Source organism: Micromonospora sp. WMMC250, assembly GCF_027460215.1.
Lineage (GTDB): Bacteria > Actinomycetota > Actinomycetes > Mycobacteriales > Micromonosporaceae > Micromonospora > Micromonospora taraxaci.
In genome coordinates, this window is record NZ_JAPZBJ010000002.1 from 6,123,380 (window position 1) to 6,140,648 (window position 17,269).

A 17,269-nucleotide genomic window follows, 5' to 3' on the forward strand; every position below is an offset into this window, starting at 1 on the left:
GGGAAAACCAGGGGCTAAAGGGGCATTCCGGGTCATTCTGAACGGGTCCTAGCGTGACCGGCTCCTGCGGGGAGAGCTGATGATCCGGGCCCATCTCGACAAACTGCTGACCGTGGTGATCGCCGGAGTGCTGGCCGGGTTGGTACTGGCCGCAGCCGCCCTGCCGGCGGCCCTGGTCTTCGGGATCGGCTTCAGCAACCTGTCCACGCCGTACTCGGAGCTGCCGAACACGCTCCGCACGCCGCCGACGGCGCAGCGCTCCAACCTCTACGCCAACGACGGGACCACCCTGATCACCTCCTTCTACCAGGAGGACCGGGTGGACGTGCCGTTGCACGAGGTGGCCCCGGTGATGCAGCAGGCGATCATCGCCGCCGAGGACGTCCGGTTCTACCAGCACAGCGGCGTCGACCTGCGGGGCGTGGTGCGCGCGTTCACCGTCAACAAGCGCGACGGCCAGACCCGGCAGGGCGCGAGCACGCTCACCATGCAGTACGTCCGCAACGTGCTCAGCAGTGATCCGCGGCTGACCGAGGCGCAGCGGGTGGCCGCCACCGAGGTCACCACCGTGCGCAAACTCCAGGAGATGCGGTACGCGCTCGCGCTGGAACGGGAACTCGACAAGGAGGAGATCCTCACCCGCTACCTCAACATCGCGTACTTCGGCGCCGGGGCGTACGGCATCGCGGCGGCCAGCAAGCGCTACTTCTCCCGGTCTCCGGCGGACCTGACCCTGGCCCAGGCGGCGCTGCTGGCCGGCCTGGTCCGGTCGCCGGACAGCGACGATCCGATCAACGGCGACGCCGACAGCGCGTTGGAGCGGCGGGCGTACGTGTTGGAGCGGCTGGTGGAGTCGGGACAGGTGCCGGTGGACGTGGCGGCGGCGGCGCGGGCCGAGCCGTTGCAGCTGCAACCCAGCGAGACCCCGAACGACTGCACGGGGGTGCCCGAGACGCACAACGACTGGGGCTTCTTCTGCGACTGGTTCACCCGCTGGTGGAGCAGCCAGGCCGCATTCGGGGCGAGTGCCGACGAGCGCCAGCGCACGCTGCGCCGGGGCGGGTTCTCCATCGTGTCGTCGCTGGACCCGGTGGTGCAGCAGACCACCACCGAGCAGGTGCTGAAGATCTACCGACCGACGGATGCGGAGGCCGTGCCGACCGCCGTGGTGCAGCCGGGCACCGGACGGGTGCTGGCCATGTCGGTGAACCGCGCCTACAGCGTGCAGGACAACCCGGTCGGGCAGAAGAACCGCCCGAACACCGTCAACCAACTGGTCGCCGGTGGTGGGGCGATCGAGGGATACCAGGGCGGCTCGACGTTCAAGCTCTTCACCATGCTGGCCGCGTTGGAGTCCGGCCTGCCGCTGTCGACCGAGTTCGTGGCGCCCACCCAACTGCTGACCCGGTTCCCGGTCACCGGGCAGGCGAGCTGCGACGGCCGCTGGTGTCCGTCGAACGCGAGTCCGTCGTCGATGGACGGCCCCCGCACCATGTGGAGCGCGTTCGGCCGCTCGGTGAACACGTACTTCGCCTGGCTCACCGAGAAGGTCGGCGCCGACCGGGTGGTGGAGATGGCCGAGCGGCTCGGCATCGTGCTGCGGGCCGACTCCGATGCCAACCTGGCCCGGCACGGCGCGAAGAACTGGGGTCCGTTCACCCTGGGCGTGGCCGCCACCACCCCGCTGGACCTGGCCACCGCGTACGCCACGGTGGCGGCCGAGGGGACCTGGTGCGCCCCGCTGCCGGTGGTCTCGATCAGCGACTCGGGCGGTCGCCCGGTCGACGCCGCCAAGCCGGACTGCCGGCAGGTGCTCGACGCCGACGTGGCCAGGGCGGCCACCGACGCCTCGCGCTGCCCGGTCGGGGACCAGTCGATGTACGGGCGATGCGACGGCGCGACAGCGCCCGGACTGCGCGCGCAGGTCGGCCGTCCGGTGGCGGGTAAGACCGGAAGCTCGGAGCGGTACGAGACGGAGACGGTGGTGGCGTTCACGCCGCAGTTGGCGGTCGCGTCGATGGCGGCGAACCCGGACGACCCCCGGGACGCGGTCGGTCAGGCGGTGCAGGCCCGGATGGTGGACGCGGTCGGCAAGGTGCTCGTCGTCGGCCTGCGCGACCAGCCGGTACGCGACTTCGTCCCGCCCAGCGAACGAACCGCCCTCCAACTCACCGGCCCCCGCACCGGCAACTGAGCCGGGGTCGGGTCAGGGGGATTGTTCGGCGTTGCGGGCTATGTTGCGGGCCATTCCGCCGAAGACCACAGCGTGGAACGGGGCCACCGACCCCCAGTAGGCGTGTCCGGCCAGGCCCCGGGGCAGGAAGACGGCACGTTGCTGGTACCGGCTGCGGCCGTCGTCGGCCGGCAGCACCCGCATCTCCAGCCAGGCCCGGCCGGGCAGCCGCATCTCGGCGCGCAGTCGCAGCAGCTCGCCTGGGACGATCTCCTCGACCCGCCAGAAGTCCAACGCCTCGCCGACCTGTAGGCGGTGCGGGTCGCGTCGGCCCCGACGCAGCCCGACCCCGCCGACCAGGCGGTCCAGCCAGCCCCGGATGGACCAGGCGAGCGGAAACGAGTACCAGCCGTGTTCGCCGCCGACACCTTCGACGACCCGCCAGAGCGCCGCCGGCGACGCGTCCACCGCCCGCTCCCGGACGTCGGTGTACGAGGTGCCACCGGACCATTCCGGGTCGCTGGGCAGCGGCTCCGCGGGGGCGTCCGGGCCGCTCGCCGTCGACCAGCGGGTCTCCACCTGGGCGTCGCGCACCTTGGCCAGGGCCAGCGCCACCGCCTCGTCGAAGCCGGTCAGCCCGCCGGGTGGGTCGGGAACGTACCTGGCGATGTCGTGTTCGTGGGCGACCGCCTCGTGGATCAGGCTCTCCACCAGGGGACGGGCGATCGCGTTCGGCACCGGGGTGATCAGGCCGACCCAGTGCGAGGAGAGCGACGGGGTGAGCGGGCGGACCGGCAGGATGATCCGTCGGCGCAGCCCGGCCACCCGGGCGTAGCGCTGCATCATGTCGAGGAAGGTCAGCACGTCCGGCCCGCCGACGTCGAAGCCCCGGTTGACCTCCGACGGCAGCTCGACGCAGCCGGCCAGGTAGTGCAGCACGTCGCGCACCGCGATCGGTTGGATCCGGTTGCGGACCCAGCGCGGGGTGATCATCGCGGGCAGCCGCTCGGTCAGGTAGCGCAGCATCTCGAACGACGCCGAACCGGACCCGATGATCACCGCGGCGCGCAGCACCGCCGTGGGCACCCCGCTGGACAGCAGGATCCGGCCCACTTCGGCGCGGGAGCGCAGGTGCGGGGAGGGGACCTCCTCGTCGGCGGCCGGCTCCGGCCCGCCCAGGTACACGATCCGGCGTACGCCGGCAGCGCGGGCCGCCGTCGCGAAGTTGGTGGCCGCCGTCCGGTCGACCTGCTCGAAGTCGGGCCGACCCAGCGAATGGACCAGGAAGTAGGCGACGTCCACGTCGGCGAACGCGGCCGGAAGCGTCTCCGGTCTGCTGAGGTCGCCCTCGACGATCTCGGCCGCGCCGGACCAGGGCACGTCCCGCAGCCGCACCGCCTTGCGGGCGAGGCAGCGGACGGTGTGCCCGTTGGCGAGCAGCAGGGGCGTCAGCCGCCCGCCGATGTATCCGGTGGCTCCGGTGACGAGGCATCTCACGGGTCCCAGTCTGCGGCCCCCCAGGGCCCGCTGCACAAGAACTGGCCGGCCTGCGGCTCGGCCGCCCTTGTGCAGCAGGCCCTAGACTCCTTCGCTGTGGAGACCGAGACGAGCACCTTCTGGGGGCCGGATTTCGCGCAGCTCAGGGCCACCGATCCGGAGATCGCCGGGGTGGTCCTCGGCGAGCTGGAGCGGTTGCGGGGCGGCCTGCAGCTGATCGCGAGCGAGAACCTGACCTCGCCGGCGGTGCTGGCCGCGCTCGGTTCGACGCTCACCAACAAGTACGCTGAGGGCTACCCGGGCCGGCGCTACTACGGCGGCTGCGCCGAGGTGGACCGGGCGGAGGAGATCGGCATCGCCCGCGCCAAGGAACTCTTCGGCGCGGAGCACGCCAACCTCCAGCCGCACTCCGGGGCGAGCGCCAACCTGGCCGCGTACGCCGCGCTGGTGCAGCCGGGTGACACGGTGCTGGCGATGGACCTGCCGCACGGCGGGCACCTCACCCACGGCAGTCGGGTGAACTTCTCGGGCAAGTGGTTCCACCCGGTGGGCTACCCGGTCCGGCCGGACACTGAGCTGATCGACTACGACGAGGTCCGGGACCTCGCGCGGGCGCACCGGCCCAAGCTGATCATCTGTGGTGCCACCGCATACCCGCGCCTGATCGACTTCGCGCGGTTCCGGGAGATCGCCGACGAGGTCGGCGCGTACCTGATGGTGGACGCCGCGCACTTCATCGGCCTGGTCGCCGGCCGCGCGATCCCATCCCCGGTGCCGTACGCCGACGTCGTCTGCGCCACCACCCACAAGGTGCTGCGCGGCCCGCGCGGCGGCATGATCCTGTGCCGCGAGGCGCTGGCCCAGCGGATCGACAAGGCGGTCTTCCCGTTCACCCAGGGCGGCCCGCTGATGCACGCCGTCGCGGCGAAGGCGGTCGCGCTGCGCGAGGCCGCGCAACCGGAGTTCCAGACGTACGCCAGCCAGGTCGTCCGCAACGCCCAGGCGCTCGCCGCCGGGCTGGCCGACGAGGGGATGCGCCCGGTGTCCGGTGGCACCGACACCCATCTCGCGCTGATCGACCTGCGGGAGCTGGGCGTGACCGGCGCGGACGCCGAGCGCCGCTGCGACGCCGCGTCGATCACCCTGAACAAGAACGCCATCCCGTACGATCCGCAGCCGCCGATGGTGGCCTCCGGCATCCGGGTGGGCACGCCGAGCGTCACCACTCAGGGGATGCGCGAGGGGGAGCTGCGACAGGTGGCCACGTTGATTGCGCGGGCGGTACGCACCGATCCCGGGGCGCCGGGAGGCGCCGACGAGCTGACCCGGCTGGGTGCCGAGGTCGCCGAGCTGGTCGCGGCGTTTCCGGCGTACCCCCGTGGCTGAGCCCGGGGTGGTCGAGCCCGACAGCGACCGGCGGTGGCGGCTGCGGCACCTGCCGGTGTTGTTGGCCGCGTCGGTGGCGCTCGCCGTGGTCGCCGCGGTCGTCGGGGCGGTGACCGGCGGTGCGACGGCGGCGGTCGGCGCGGCGGCCGGGGTGGGCGTCACGGTGCTCAGCTACACGCTGACCACGGTGGTGCTGGCCCGGGCCGACCAGGTCAACCCTCAGCTGCTGCTCCCGCTCGGCGTGGGCCTGTACGTGCTGAAGTTCAGCCTGCTGGGTGGGGTGCTGGTGGCGGTGGCGTCCACCGGTTGGGCGGGGTTGATCCCGCTCTGCCTCGGCATCGTCGCCGGGGTGGCAGTGTGGACGGCGGTGCACATCTGGTGGCTGACGACCGTGCACGCTCGCCGGGCGCACCGCTGACCCGTCGGGTCGTCCCACTTTTTGGACGCGCCGCAATGTGTCGGCCTCCGGTCATTTTCCGACGGGCGGAAGGGGAGTAGCGTGCCCACAGACGACGGCGCCCACGAGAAGCCCACACAACGACGGTTGTGCGGGGGGTGAGGCACAGCCTCGTCTTCCCGGCTGATATCGTTCGCCCCGTCATGGCTGGTGACCAAACCCCCCGTCCCGCCGGTGAACCGGACGATTATCCGTCCGGCGCCGGTCAGGGTTGGACCGCGCTCAGCTACCTCATCGGAGGGATGCTCGTGTGGGGCTTCATCGGCTGGCTGGTTGACCAATGGCTCGACACCGGTGGCATCGCCACCGGCATCGGAGTCGTGCTCGGTATGGCCGGGGGGATCATCCTGGTCGTTCGCCGGCTCGGCACGCCTACTTAGGAAGGGACGCGGTGTTCGGACAGGCGAACGTTCTGGCAGCGGGCCAGGCGGCATTCCCACCCAGCGTGGAAGACTTCTACCTGCCCGCGATCGTGCCCTGGGGTGCGCACGACTCCTACTGGTTCACCAAGATCACGGCAATGGTCTGGATCGCGGTCGGCGTCCTGATCATCTTCTTCCTGGCGACCTATCGGAACCCGCAGCTGGTGCCGACCAAGAAGCAGTGGCTCGCCGAGTCGATCTACGGCTTCGTGCGCAACAACATCTCGGTCGACATGATCGGGCACCAGGGTGTGCGGTTCGCGCCCTACTTCACGACGCTCTTCTGCTTCGTCCTGCTGACGAACTTCTTCGCGATCGTGCCGTTCTTCCAGATCTCGCCGAACTCGCACATCGCCTTCCCGGCGTTCCTGGCGATCATCAGCTATGTGCTGTTCAACTACGTCGGCATCAAGAAGCACGGCTTCGTCAAGTACTTCAAGAACTCGCTCGTTCCGCCGGCGCCCTGGTTCATCCTGCCGCTGCTGATCCCGATCGAGTTGTTCTCGACCTTCATCGTCCGGCCGTTCTCGCTGGCCGTTCGTCTCTTCGCGAACATGTTCGCGGGGCACATGCTCCTGCTGGTCTTCACGCTCGGCGGCTTCGCCATGCTGAGCGCCAACGCCTGGCTGGCCCCGGTTTCGGTGCTCTCCTGGGTGATGACCATCGCGCTCACCTTCCTCGAGTTCCTGGTGATCTGCCTGCAGGCCTACGTCTTCACCGTCCTGACCGCCAGCTACGTGCAGGGCGCGCTCGCCGACGAGCACTGATCCACCGCACCAACCGTTGTCGTCCCGCGTGAGAGACACGCGTGATAACCAGGAGGAACCACTAATGGATTACGTCGCCGCCGCAGAAGGTGTCGTTGGCAGCACCGCCGCCATCGGCTACGGCCTCGCGGCCATCGGTCCGGGTATCGGCGTCGGCCTGGTCTTCGCCGCCTACATCCAGTCGACCGCCCGCCAGCCGGAGTCGTCCCGGATGACCCTGCCCTACGTCTGGATCGGCTTCGCCGTCATCGAGGCGCTGGCGCTGCTCGGCATCGCCTTCGGCTTCATCTGGCAGGGCCAGCTCTAATCCCGCTCGTCGACCGGGAGGTCACTCATGTACTTCCTCGCCGCTGAGGGTGGTGAGTCCACCCACAACCCGATCATCCCGCTCTGGCAGGAGGTCGTGGTCGGTTCGGTGGCCTTCATCGTGCTCTGCTTCGTGCTGATGAAGTTCGTCTTCCCGCGCATGGAACAGACGTTCCAGGCTCGGGTCGACGCGATCGAGGGCGGCATCAAGCGCGCCGAGGCCGCCCAGGCCGAGGCGAACCAGCTGCTCGAGCAGTACCGTGCCCAGCTCGCCGAGGCCCGGACCGACGCCGCCAAGATCCGTGACGACGCGCGGGCCGACGCCGAGGGCATCCGGCAGGACATCCTCGCCAAGGCGCGGGAGGAGTCCGACCGGGTCATCCAGGCGGGCAAGGACGCGCTCGCCGCCGAGCGGGCCACCATCGTGCGCGAGCTGCGCGCGGAGGTCGGCACGATCGCGGTGGACCTGGCCAGCAAGATCGTCGGCGAGTCGCTGGCCGACGAGGCACGGCGTAAGGGCACCGTCGACCGGTTCCTGAGCGGTCTCGAGAGCACGGGGGCCCGCTGATGCAGGCCGCCAGCCGGGAGTCGTACAAGGTCGCGGCCGAGCGCCTCGACGCGTACGTCCGCGGCGCGGAGCCGTCGGCGGTGGCCTCCACCGCCGACGCCATCCTCTCCGTGGCGACCCTGCTGCGGCGTGAGCCGCGGCTGCGCCGGGCGTTGTCCGAGCCGGCTCGTTCCGGTGAGGACCGCGGGGCGCTGCTCGGCGACATGCTGGGTGGGCGGATCGGCGCCGACGCGCTCGACCTGCTCGTCTCGCTGGTCGCCGGCCGGTGGTCGGCACCGTCGGAGTTGCTCGACGGCGCCGAGCGCCTCGGCGTGGAGGCGCTGCTCGCCAGCGCCGACAAGGCCGGCGAGCTGGGCGAGGTCGAGGACGAGCTGTTCCGCTTCGGTCAGGTGGTGACCGGCCAGACGGCGCTGAGCAACGCGCTCGCCGATCCGGTCGCCCCGGTCGAGCAGCGGGCCACCCTGGCCCGCGAGCTGCTCGCCGACAAGGCCCGCCCGGTCACCGTCCGCCTCGTCGAGGCAGCGATCGGCGGGTTCGGGGGACGCTCCTTCAGTGGGGCGCTCACCCGGCTGGTCGAGTTGGCCGCCGACCGGCGTGACCGGCAGGTGGCGTACGTGACCGTCGCGGCCCCGTTGAGTGACGAGGACGAGCGTCGACTGGGTGCGAGCCTCACCGCGATATACGGTCGAGAGGTGTCCGTCAAGCAGACGGTCGACCCCGCCGTTCTCGGTGGCGTGAGCGTCCGGGTCGGTTCCGACCTGTACGACGGCACCATCCTGCGCCGCCTCAACGAGACCCGCAACGCGCTCGCGAAGCGCTGAGCGGCTCGGCCGCTCACACACTGAGCGGCTTCGCCTCCCAGTGTCGGGGCGGTTGTGTCGCCCAGCATCTGGGCGGCTCCGCCGCCCAGCGCCCGGATTGACAGACGCCATTCGGACCGGTTGGTACTAGGTATCCCGGGCCCCTGAATTTTAAGGAAGCAGAGGATGGCCGAGCTGACCATCTCGACGGAGGAGATTCGCGGCGCCCTGGAGCGCTACGTCTCCTCCTACTCGTCCGACGTCTCCCGCGAGGAGGTCGGCACCGTCGCCGACACCGGTGACGGTATCGCCCACGTCGAGGGCCTGCCCTCGACCAAGACCAACGAGCTCCTGGAGTTCGAGGACGGCACGCTCGGCGTGGCGTTGAACCTCGACGTGCGGGAGATCGGCGTCGTCGTCCTCGGTGACTCCGCCAAGCTGGAGGAGGGGCAGCGGGTCAAGCGCACCGACCGCGTGCTCTCGGTTCCGGTTGGTGACGCCTTCCTCGGCCGCGTGGTCAACGCGCTCGGCCAGCCGATCGACGGCCTCGGCGACATCGCCGAAGAGGGCTACCGCGAGCTGGAGCTGCAGGCTCCGAACGTGATGGCCCGGCAGTCGGTGTTCGAGCCGCTGCAGACCGGCATCAAGGCCATCGACGCCATGACCCCGATCGGTCGGGGCCAGCGGCAGCTGATCATCGGTGACCGGAAGACCGGCAAGACCACCGTCGCGCTGGACGCCATCCTCAACCAGCGGGACAACTGGCGCACCGGCGACCCGAAGAAGCAGGTCCGCTGCATCTACGTCGCCATCGGCCAGAAGGCCTCCACCATCGCCTCGATCAAGGGGCAGCTGGAGGAGGCGGGCGCGCTGGAGTACACGACCATCGTCGCCTCGCCGGCGTCCGACCCGGCCGGCTTCAAGTACCTGGCTCCGTACACCGGCTCGTCCATCGGGCAGCACTGGATGTACGGCGGCAAGCACGTCCTGATCGTCTTCGACGACCTGAGCAAGCAGGCCGAGGCGTACCGGGCCGTGTCGCTGCTGCTGCGTCGCCCGCCGGGCCGTGAGGCGTACCCGGGTGACGTCTTCTACCTGCACTCGCGTCTGCTGGAGCGCTGCGCGAAGCTCTCCGACGAGCTGGGTGGCGGCTCGATGACCGGTCTGCCGATCATCGAGACGAAGGCCAACGACATCTCGGCCTTCATCCCGACCAACGTCATCTCGATCACCGACGGCCAGATCTTCCTGGAGACCGACCTGTTCAACCAGGGCGTTCGTCCGGCGATCAACGTCGGCACCTCGGTCTCCCGGGTCGGCGGCGCCGCCCAGGTGAAGCCGATGCGTAAGGTCGCCGGTTCGCTGCGGCTCAACCTGGCCCAGTACCGCGAGCTGGAGGCGTTCGCCGCCTTCGCCTCCGACCTGGACAAGGCGTCGCGGGCCCAGCTGGACCGTGGTGTCCGGCTGGTCGAGCTGCTCAAGCAGCCGAACTACTCGCCGTACCCGGTGCAGGAAGAGGTCGTCTCGGTCTGGGCCGGCACCGAGGGCAAGCTGGACGACATCCCGGTGGGTGACATCCGGCGCTTCGAGGCCGAGTTCCTCCAGTACCTGCGGCACAAGCACGAGGGTGTGCTGGCCGGGATCGCCGACAACCAGTGGGGCGACGACATCGTCAACTCGCTGGACACGGCCATCACCGAGTTCAAGCAGGTCTTCCTCAACAAGGAGGACGAGCGCAAGGTCAACGACGCGCCGGCCGCTCCGCTCGAGGGCGACGAGAACCGCGAGACGGTGACCCGCTTCCGCGACGGCGCGACCGACCGCCCGGCCGAGAGCTGATCCCATGGCGGCCCAGGTACGCGTTCTTCGTCAACGAATCCGCTCGGCGAAGTCGATGAAGAAGATCACCAAGGCGATGGAGCTCGTGGCGACGAGCCGGATCGCCAAGGCTCAGGCCCGGGTGCAGGCGTCCCTGCCGTACGCCCAGGCCATCACCGGCGTGCTCACGGCGCTGGCGTCCAACGCGCGGATCGACCACCCGTTGCTCACCCCGCGCGAGCGGGTGCGGCGGGCGGGCGTCCTGTTGGTCACCAGCGACCGTGGCCTGGCCGGCGGCTACAGCTCCAACGCGATCAGGATGGCCGAGTCGCTGATCGCGCGCCTCAAGGCGGACGGCAAGGAGCCGGTGCTCTACGTCATCGGACGTAAGGGTGTCGGGTTCTACCGCTTCCGTGACCGGCCGATCGAGGCGAACTGGACCGGGTTCAGCGAGCAGCCGTCGTTCGAGGACGCCCGTGCCGTGGGTGAGACGCTGATCAAGGCGTTCACGGCCGGTGCGGACGACGTCGACGGCGGCGCTGGCGCGGACGGGGTGCTCGGCGTCGACGAGTTGCACATCGTCTACACCGAGTTCCACTCGCTGATGACCCAGAACCCGGTTACCAAGATCATCGGTCCGATGCAGGTGGAGGACCGGCCGCGCTCCGAGGGGCTGCTGCCGGCGTACGAGTTCGAGCCGGAGGCGGAGGCGCTGCTCGACGCGCTCCTGCCGAGGTACATCAACACGCGGATCTACGCGGCGTTGCTCGAGTCGGCGGCGAGTGAGTCGGCGGCACGGCGGCGGGCGATGAAGAGCGCCACCGACAACGCCGAAGAGATGATCGAGAAGTACACGCGTGAGATGAACTCGGCCCGTCAGGCCGGGATCACCCAGGAGATCAGCGAGATCGTCGGCGGCGCCAACGCGCTGGCCGCGTCGGGAAGTGAAGTGTGATGACTGCCCCAGTAGAGACCAAGACGGCCACGGGTCGCGTGGTCCGGGTCATCGGCCCGGTCGTCGACGCCGAGTTCCCGCGCGACGCCATGCCGGCCCTGTTCAACGCCCTGAACGTCACCGTGAGCCTGTCCGGCGGTGAGAAGACGCTGACCCTGGAGGTCGCCCAGCACCTGGGTGACAACCTGGTCCGCGCGATCTCGATGCAGCCGACGGACGGTCTGGTTCGCGGTGCGGAGGTTCGTGACTCCGGTTCGCCGATCACCGTTCCGGTGGGCGACGCGGTCAAGGGCCACGTGTTCAACGCGATCGGCGAGGTGCTCAACCTCAAGGAGGGCGAGACCCTCACCCCGGACGACCACTGGGGTATCCACCGCAAGGCCCCGGCCTTCGCGGACCTGGAGCCGAAGACCGAGATGCTGGAGACCGGCATCAAGGTCATCGACCTGCTCGCCCCGTACGTCAAGGGCGGCAAGATCGGCCTGTTCGGTGGCGCGGGCGTGGGCAAGACGGTGCTCATCCAGGAGATGATCACCCGTGTTGCCCGTAACTTCGGTGGTACCTCGGTCTTCGCCGGCGTGGGTGAGCGCACCCGTGAGGGCAACGACCTCATCGCCGAGATGACCGAGTCCGGCGTCATCGACAAGACCGCGCTGGTCTACGGCCAGATGGACGAGCCGCCGGGCACCCGTCTGCGGGTGGCGCTCTCCGCGCTGACCATGGCGGAGTACTTCCGGGACGTGAAGAAGCAGGAGGTGCTGCTCTTCATCGACAACATCTTCCGCTTCACCCAGGCCGGTTCGGAGGTCTCCACCCTGCTCGGCCGTATGCCGAGCGCCGTGGGTTACCAGCCGACCCTGGCCGACGAGATGGGCGAACTCCAGGAGCGGATCACCTCCGTCCGGGGCCAGGCCATCACCTCGATGCAGGCGATCTACGTGCCGGCGGACGACTACACCGACCCCGCCCCGGCCACCACGTTCGCCCACCTGGACGCGACCACCAACCTGGAGCGGTCGATCTCCGACAAGGGCATCTACCCGGCCGTGGACCCGCTGGCGTCCTCGTCCCGGATCCTCGCCCCGGAGTTCGTCGGCCAGGATCACTTCCAGGTCGCCACCGAGGTGAAGCGGATCCTGCAGCGCTACAAGGACCTGCAGGACATCATCGCCATCCTCGGTATCGAGGAGCTCTCCGAGGAAGACAAGATCACCGTGGCCCGGGCCCGGCGGATCGAGCGCTTCCTGTCGCAGAACACGTACGCCGCGGAGCAGTTCACCGGTGTGCCGGGCTCGACGGTTCCGATCAAGGAGACCATCGAGGCGTTCCGTAAGATCAGCGAGGGTGAGTACGATCACTTCCCCGAGCAGGCGTTCTTCATGTGCGGCGGTCTCGACGACCTGGAGAAGAAGGCTGAGGAGCTGATGAAGGGCTGACCAGCCCGATCAGATCCGCAACAAAAAGACTGCCCCGGCAACGCCGGGGCAGTCTTTTGTTCATGTTCGCGTCCTATCATCGTCGCGGTCCGTTAGCGGTGGTCGTCGGTTCCACGGCACCCGAGATACGGTCGTTCCGCGCTCACCCGAACGAGCGTTGATCCTTGCAACCTTTCGGCGACGTGCGCCCGTCTTTAACCCGTGGGCGTAACGAACGGAGATGCTCGTGGGTAAGGCCGGCAAGAGTGGCCGCAGGTCGTCCGTCTGGCGGGGTGTGCCACGGTGGGCCAAGATCTGCACGGTGTTCGGCACCGTGCTGACAGTGCTCAGTGGGGCGGTGCTGGTCGGCTCCGAGGTGCTGATGGCGCGCTACGAGGGTGCCGTCGGCAAGGCGGACCTGTTCGGTGACCAGGCGGCGGGCGCTCAGGCGAAGAAGAGCGACATCAAGGGGCCGCTCAACATCCTGCTGGTCGGCATCGACCCGCGTACGCCGACGGCGGCGCCACTGGCCGACTCGATCATGGTGCTGCACGTGCCGGCGTCGATGGATCGCGCCTACCTGTTCTCGATGCCTCGGGACCTCTACGTGCGTATCCCGCCGTTCAAGAAGGCCGAGTTCCTGGGCGAGACCACGAAGATCAACGCTGCCATGTCGCACGGCAGCAAGGTCCCGGGGGCGAACCCCGACGCGGCCCGGGGCTTCGAGTTGCTGGCGACGACGGTGCAGAACGTGACGGGCATCAAACGCTTCGACGCCGGCGCGATCATCAACTTCAGCGGTTTCCAGAAGATCGTCGACGCCATGGGCGGCGTCAACATGTACATCGAGCGGGACGTGCGGTCCGAGCACAAGCAGCCGGACGGTAAGGCGCGCCCGGGCAACACCCGCGGTGAGGGCTACGTCGGCCCGCAGGCGTTGTACAAGAAGGGCAACCAGCACCTCAGTGGGTGGCAGGCGCTGGACTACGTGCGGCAGCGTTACCCGAAGAACGGCGTTCCGGATTCGGACTACGGCCGGCAGCGTCACCAGCAGCAGTTCGTCAAGGCGATGGTCGGCCAGGCGTTCAGCGCCGACGTGGTTTCCAACCCGGTCAAGCTGGACAAGGTGCTCCGCGCCGCCGGTCAGTCGCTGATCTTCAACGGTCGGGGCAACAGCGTGGTCGACTTCGGGCTCGCCCTGAAGGACATCCGTCCGAACACCATCGAGATGATCAAGCTTCCGGGTGGCGGGGTGTACGACGGCAAGAGGTACCTGGGTGAGCAGTTCCAGGAGGGGGTCCCGGACTTCTTCACCGCACTGCACAACGAGCAGCTCGATCCGTTCCTGTTGGAGCACCCCGAATTCGTGAACAAGACGAAGTAGTCGTGACGCCGATGTCCCCCACCCGCGTGGGGCGCGCCCCGGCGTCAGGCTAGACTTTCGGCAATCCGTAGCCGCAGCAAGGAGACAGCGTGGCACAGCAGCTTCACGTCGAGCTCGTCGCCGTCGAGGAGAAGGTCTGGTCGGGTGAGGCCGAGATGGTCGTCGCCCGGACGACCGAGGGCGAGCTCGGTGTCCTGCCGGGCCACGCGCCGCTGCTCGGCCAGCTCGCCGAGCCCGGCCAGGTGCGCATCAAGCTCGCTGGTGGCGAGCAGGTCTCCTACGAGGTCGCCGGCGGTTTCCTCTCGGTGAGCGCCGACGGTGTCACCGTGCTGGCCGAGAGCGCAACCCCGGTTTCCGCGCAGAGCCGCTGAGTCAGACCGGGGATGGAGATCGTCGAGGGATTCGGGATCGGCGTTGTCGTCATCCTCGTCGCGCTTCTGATCCTCTTCGTCCGGCGAGCTCTGGTCACCCGTAGCGGTGGCATCATCCGGCTCAGCGTCCGGGTCACCACCGTACTGGACGGCCGCGGCTGGTCGCCCGGTTTCGGCCGCTTCGTCGGCGACGAGCTGCGGTGGTACCGGATGTTCAGCTTCGCGATCCGACCCAAGCGGGTGCTGTCGCGCAAAGGGCTGGCGGTCGAGCGCCGACGGTTGCCCGAAGGTCAGGAACGGCTCTCCATGCCGGCCGACTGGGTGATCCTCCGCTGTACCAGTCACCACGCACCGGTGGAGATCGCCATGGCGCGATCGACAGTCACCGGCTTTCTCTCCTGGCTCGAGGCCGCCCCTCCGGGGGCGGTCTCGCCGCGTATGGCCTCCCAGGACTGGCCGGCTGCCTAAAGCTGTTGCGCTTGGGGTTCCGGGGGTTGCCGCCGGGTCTTCTGTGGTTGCGCTTGGGGTTTCCGGGGCAGCCCGCCCGGCTCCGGGCGGTCAGGCTTGATCTCTGCGCCGGGCAGGCTGCCCTGGAAACCCGTCCGCCGCGCCGTGCGTCGTTCCGGCGTGGTCTCTTGTCACCTGCCGTTACCGGTTTGGTCGGCTTTCCTCGTTTTGCCGTCCCAGGATGGGTTGATTGGCTCGGCTTTCTTGATGTCGGGGTGTCCCGGCCAGGGGACACCCCGACATCAAGAAACCGGAGTTGATCATGGCGTTGGTCGGCCGGTCGGTGCCGGTCGACTGATCAAAGCGCTGGTTGGCCTGGCAGGTCCAGGAGTCACGCGTCGACGACGCGTGGCAGCGGCCAGAGTGGGAACCCACACCTCGGCGTGGTGCCCGGCGCCGACGTTCAGCGCTTGCCGCCCGGCACCCATAGCACGTCTCCAGCCGGATTTGCCGTTCTTGACAGGATAAAGAGCAGATCGGAGAGCCGGTTGAGATACTTTGCCGGGAGCGTGCTGGTTCGTTCCGGATCGTGGCTGACCAGCGCCCAGGCCGCCCGTTCGGCCCGCCGGGCGATGGTCCGTGCCACGTGCAGCAGTGCCGCGCCGGCGGTGCCGCCCGGCAGGATGAAGGAGTCGAGCTTGCTCAGGCGTGCGTTGTACTCGTCGCACCAGCCCTCCAGGCGCTCGACGTACTCCTCGGTCACCCGCAGCGGTGGGTACTTCGGCTCCGGCTCGACGGGGGTGGACAGGTCGGCGCCGACGTCGAACAAATCGTTCTGCACCGACGCCAGCACGCCCCGCAGTTCCTCGTCGAGGTGGCCCAGGGCGATCGCGACGCCGATCGCCGCGTTGCACTCGTCGACATCCGCGTACGCGGCGATGCGCGGATCGGTCTTCGGCACCTGCTCGTTGTTGCTCAGCCTGGTCATGCCGGCGTCGCCGGCCTTGGTGTAGATGCGCGTGAGGTGGACGGCCATGACGCACAGCCTACGGATTCCCGACCTGACGATCCCGGCGCGGCCGGACAGCACTCCCAGTTGGCCGGTGGTGGTGGGCCCCGGCGACGCGGGCGACCCGGCGGTCAACGACGTCGACGTCATCCGGGTGCACGGTGACGCCCGGCTGGCCGGCACCGTGCACGTGGTGGGTGCCAAGAACTCGGCGTTGAAGCTGATGGCCGCCGCGCTGCTCGCGCCCGGCCGCAGTGTGATCACGAACGTCCCGCGGATCACCGACATCGCGATCATGGGGGAGGTGCTGCGTCGGCTGGGCTGTGACGTCCAGTTCGACGCGGACGATCCGGTGGATCCGATGGTCGCGCAGGGCGGGATCGCCCGGTCCCGTTCGGTGACCATCGACGTGCCCGAGCAGCCGGGCGCCGACGCCGACTACGACCTGGTCCGTCGGTTGCGCGCGTCGATCTGCGTGCTCGGCCCACTGCTGGCCCGTCGGGGGTACGTGCGGGTGGCGCACCCCGGCGGGGACGCCATCGGCTCCCGTGGGCTGGACATGCACATCTCCGGTCTGACCCGGATGGGCGCGGAGATCTCCGGTGAACACGGGTTCGTCATCGCGTCGGCCCCGCACGGGTTGCGCGGTGCTGACATCGTGTTGGACTTCCCCAGCGTCGGCGCGACCGAGAACCTGGTGATGGCGGCCGTGCTGGCCCAGGGCACCACGATGATCGACAACGCGGCCCGGGAGCCGGAGATCGTCGACATCTGCACGATGCTCAACCAGATGGGCGCGCGGATCGCCGGTGCGGGCACGTCCACGTTGCGGATCACCGGGGTACCCGGTCTGCGTCCGGTCCGACACGCCACGGTGGGGGATCGGATCGTCGCGGGCACCTGGGCGTTCGGGGCGGCGATGACCCGGGGAGACGTGACGGTGACCGGGCTGGACCCGGCGTACCTGGAGGTCGCGCTGGACAAGGTGGTAGCGGCCGGCGGCCTGGTGGAGACCCGGGGGGACGGCTTCCGGGTACGGATGGACGACCGGCCCCGGGCGGTGGACGTGGTGACGCTGCCGTACCCCGGCTTCGCCACCGACCTCCTGCCGATGGCGATCGGGCTGGCGGCGGTCAGCGACGGCGCCTCCCTGATCACCGAGAACATCTTCGACGGCCGGTTCATGTTCGCCAACGAGATGATGCGGCTCGGCGCGGACATCAAGACCGACGGGCATCACGCGGTGGTCCGTGGACGGGACCGTCTCTCCGGCGCACCGGTACGGGCCACCGACATCCGCGCCGGTGCCGGGCTGATCATCGCCGGGCTCTGCGCGGAGGGGGTCACCGAGGTCTCCCACGTGCACCACGTCGACCGGGGCTACCCGGACTTCGTGGCCGACCTGCGCGCGCTCGGAGTGGCGGTCGAGCGGGGCACCACGCCGGAGGAGCCGTCGCTGGAGATCTGAGGCCGCCCCGCGACGCCACTTAGTCA

Annotated in this window: 17 protein-coding genes; 15 read left to right on the forward strand and 2 right to left on the reverse strand. The window is 69.4% G+C overall.

Annotated features, from left to right (window positions below; genetic code table 11):
* Positions 1–79 precede the first annotated feature (79 nt).
* The gene (locus O3438_RS27790) at positions 80–2,194 is read left to right on the forward strand and encodes a transglycosylase domain-containing protein (protein ID WP_269682572.1); all 2,115 of its coding nucleotides are present in this window, start codon (positions 80–82) and stop codon (positions 2,192–2,194) included.
* A 12-nt stretch (positions 2,195–2,206) separates the two neighbouring features.
* Here the strand turns inward: O3438_RS27790 and O3438_RS27795 are convergent, their stop codons facing one another.
* The gene (locus O3438_RS27795; RefSeq protein WP_269682573.1) at positions 2,207–3,670 is read right to left on the reverse strand and encodes an SDR family oxidoreductase; all 1,464 of its coding nucleotides are present in this window, start codon (positions 3,668–3,670) and stop codon (positions 2,207–2,209) included.
* 96 nt (positions 3,671–3,766) lie between these two features.
* Between O3438_RS27795 and glyA the strand changes: the two genes are divergently transcribed.
* From glyA to O3438_RS27860, 13 genes are all read left to right on the forward strand, one after another.
* Entirely contained in the window at positions 3,767–5,056 is a 1,290-nt protein-coding gene (glyA, locus tag O3438_RS27800; protein WP_269682574.1) for a serine hydroxymethyltransferase, read from the forward strand.
* On the forward strand, positions 5,049–5,474 hold the full coding sequence (locus O3438_RS27805) for a hypothetical protein (RefSeq protein ID WP_269682575.1): 426 nt from the start codon (positions 5,049–5,051) through the stop codon (positions 5,472–5,474). The genes glyA and O3438_RS27805 overlap by 8 nt, the downstream gene beginning before the upstream one ends.
* A 182-nt stretch (positions 5,475–5,656) precedes the next feature.
* Entirely contained in the window at positions 5,657–5,893 is a 237-nt protein-coding gene (locus O3438_RS27810) for an AtpZ/AtpI family protein (protein ID WP_269682576.1), read from the forward strand.
* A gap of 11 nt (positions 5,894–5,904) precedes the next feature.
* The gene (gene atpB / locus O3438_RS27815) at positions 5,905–6,702 is read left to right on the forward strand and encodes a F0F1 ATP synthase subunit A (RefSeq protein WP_269682577.1); all 798 of its coding nucleotides are present in this window, start codon (positions 5,905–5,907) and stop codon (positions 6,700–6,702) included.
* Positions 6,703–6,766: 64 nt separating this feature from the next.
* Positions 6,767–7,009, forward strand: coding sequence for a hypothetical protein (locus tag O3438_RS27820; RefSeq protein WP_088949916.1), 243 nt, complete (start codon positions 6,767–6,769; stop codon positions 7,007–7,009).
* 27 nt (positions 7,010–7,036) lie between these two features.
* Positions 7,037–7,576 (forward strand): F0F1 ATP synthase subunit B, encoded by a 540-nt coding sequence (locus tag O3438_RS27825; RefSeq protein ID WP_269682578.1) that lies wholly within the window; start codon positions 7,037–7,039, stop codon positions 7,574–7,576.
* On the forward strand, positions 7,576–8,397 hold the full coding sequence (locus tag O3438_RS27830) for a F0F1 ATP synthase subunit delta (RefSeq protein ID WP_269682579.1): 822 nt from the start codon (positions 7,576–7,578) through the stop codon (positions 8,395–8,397). Before O3438_RS27825 ends, O3438_RS27830 begins: the two co-directional genes overlap by 1 nt.
* A 165-nt stretch (positions 8,398–8,562) precedes the next feature.
* On the forward strand, positions 8,563–10,215 hold the full coding sequence (gene atpA / locus O3438_RS27835) for a F0F1 ATP synthase subunit alpha (RefSeq protein WP_269682580.1): 1,653 nt from the start codon (positions 8,563–8,565) through the stop codon (positions 10,213–10,215).
* A gap of 4 nt (positions 10,216–10,219) precedes the next feature.
* Positions 10,220–11,149, forward strand: a complete 930-nt coding sequence (locus O3438_RS27840) for a F0F1 ATP synthase subunit gamma (RefSeq protein ID WP_269682581.1) — start codon at positions 10,220–10,222, stop codon at positions 11,147–11,149.
* Positions 11,149–12,585, forward strand: a complete 1,437-nt coding sequence (gene atpD / locus O3438_RS27845) for a F0F1 ATP synthase subunit beta (protein ID WP_269682582.1) — start codon at positions 11,149–11,151, stop codon at positions 12,583–12,585. The genes O3438_RS27840 and atpD overlap by 1 nt, the downstream gene beginning before the upstream one ends.
* A gap of 220 nt (positions 12,586–12,805) precedes the next feature.
* Positions 12,806–13,948 (forward strand): LCP family protein, encoded by a 1,143-nt coding sequence (locus O3438_RS27850; RefSeq protein WP_269682583.1) that lies wholly within the window; start codon positions 12,806–12,808, stop codon positions 13,946–13,948.
* An 89-nt stretch (positions 13,949–14,037) separates the two neighbouring features.
* On the forward strand, positions 14,038–14,319 hold the full coding sequence (locus O3438_RS27855; RefSeq protein WP_088987887.1) for a F0F1 ATP synthase subunit epsilon: 282 nt from the start codon (positions 14,038–14,040) through the stop codon (positions 14,317–14,319).
* Between the two features lie 12 nt (positions 14,320–14,331).
* The gene (locus O3438_RS27860; protein ID WP_088987888.1) at positions 14,332–14,787 is read left to right on the forward strand and encodes a DUF2550 domain-containing protein; all 456 of its coding nucleotides are present in this window, start codon (positions 14,332–14,334) and stop codon (positions 14,785–14,787) included.
* 442 nt (positions 14,788–15,229) lie between these two features.
* On the opposite strand, the gene O3438_RS27865 is transcribed toward O3438_RS27860, so the two are convergent.
* Complete coding sequence (locus O3438_RS27865) at positions 15,230–15,802, reverse strand: cob(I)yrinic acid a,c-diamide adenosyltransferase (RefSeq protein ID WP_145779215.1); 573 nt, start codon at positions 15,800–15,802, stop codon at positions 15,230–15,232.
* Here O3438_RS27865 and murA point away from each other — a divergent pair.
* On the forward strand, positions 15,801–17,243 hold the full coding sequence (murA, locus tag O3438_RS27870) for a UDP-N-acetylglucosamine 1-carboxyvinyltransferase (protein WP_145779216.1): 1,443 nt from the start codon (positions 15,801–15,803) through the stop codon (positions 17,241–17,243). The two genes, O3438_RS27865 and murA, sit on opposite strands and share 2 nt — an antisense overlap.
* Positions 17,244–17,269: the final 26 nt, after the last annotated feature.

What these genes read in the sequence shown, in the direction of transcription:
- O3438_RS27790 (WP_269682572.1), top strand. Translation starts at nt 80, where the DNA reads ATGATCCGGGCCCATCTCGACAAACTGCTGACCGTGGTGATCGCCGGA.
- O3438_RS27810 (WP_269682576.1), top strand. Translation starts at nt 5,657, where the DNA reads ATGGCTGGTGACCAAACCCCCCGTCCCGCCGGTGAACCGGACGATTAT.
- O3438_RS27820 (WP_088949916.1), top strand. Translation starts at nt 6,767, where the DNA reads ATGGATTACGTCGCCGCCGCAGAAGGTGTCGTTGGCAGCACCGCCGCC.
- O3438_RS27825 (WP_269682578.1), top strand. Translation starts at nt 7,037, where the DNA reads ATGTACTTCCTCGCCGCTGAGGGTGGTGAGTCCACCCACAACCCGATC.
- O3438_RS27830 (WP_269682579.1), top strand. Translation starts at nt 7,576, where the DNA reads ATGCAGGCCGCCAGCCGGGAGTCGTACAAGGTCGCGGCCGAGCGCCTC.
- atpA (WP_269682580.1), top strand. Translation starts at nt 8,563, where the DNA reads ATGGCCGAGCTGACCATCTCGACGGAGGAGATTCGCGGCGCCCTGGAG.
- O3438_RS27840 (WP_269682581.1), top strand. Translation starts at nt 10,220, where the DNA reads ATGGCGGCCCAGGTACGCGTTCTTCGTCAACGAATCCGCTCGGCGAAG.
- atpD (WP_269682582.1), top strand. Translation starts at nt 11,149, where the DNA reads ATGACTGCCCCAGTAGAGACCAAGACGGCCACGGGTCGCGTGGTCCGG.
- O3438_RS27850 (WP_269682583.1), top strand. Translation starts at nt 12,806, where the DNA reads ATGCTCGTGGGTAAGGCCGGCAAGAGTGGCCGCAGGTCGTCCGTCTGG.
- O3438_RS27860 (WP_088987888.1), top strand. Translation starts at nt 14,332, where the DNA reads ATGGAGATCGTCGAGGGATTCGGGATCGGCGTTGTCGTCATCCTCGTC.
- murA (WP_145779216.1), top strand. Translation starts at nt 15,801, where the DNA reads ATGACGCACAGCCTACGGATTCCCGACCTGACGATCCCGGCGCGGCCG.
- O3438_RS27865 (WP_145779215.1), bottom strand. Translation starts at nt 15,802, where the DNA reads ATGGCCGTCCACCTCACGCGCATCTACACCAAGGCCGGCGACGCCGGC.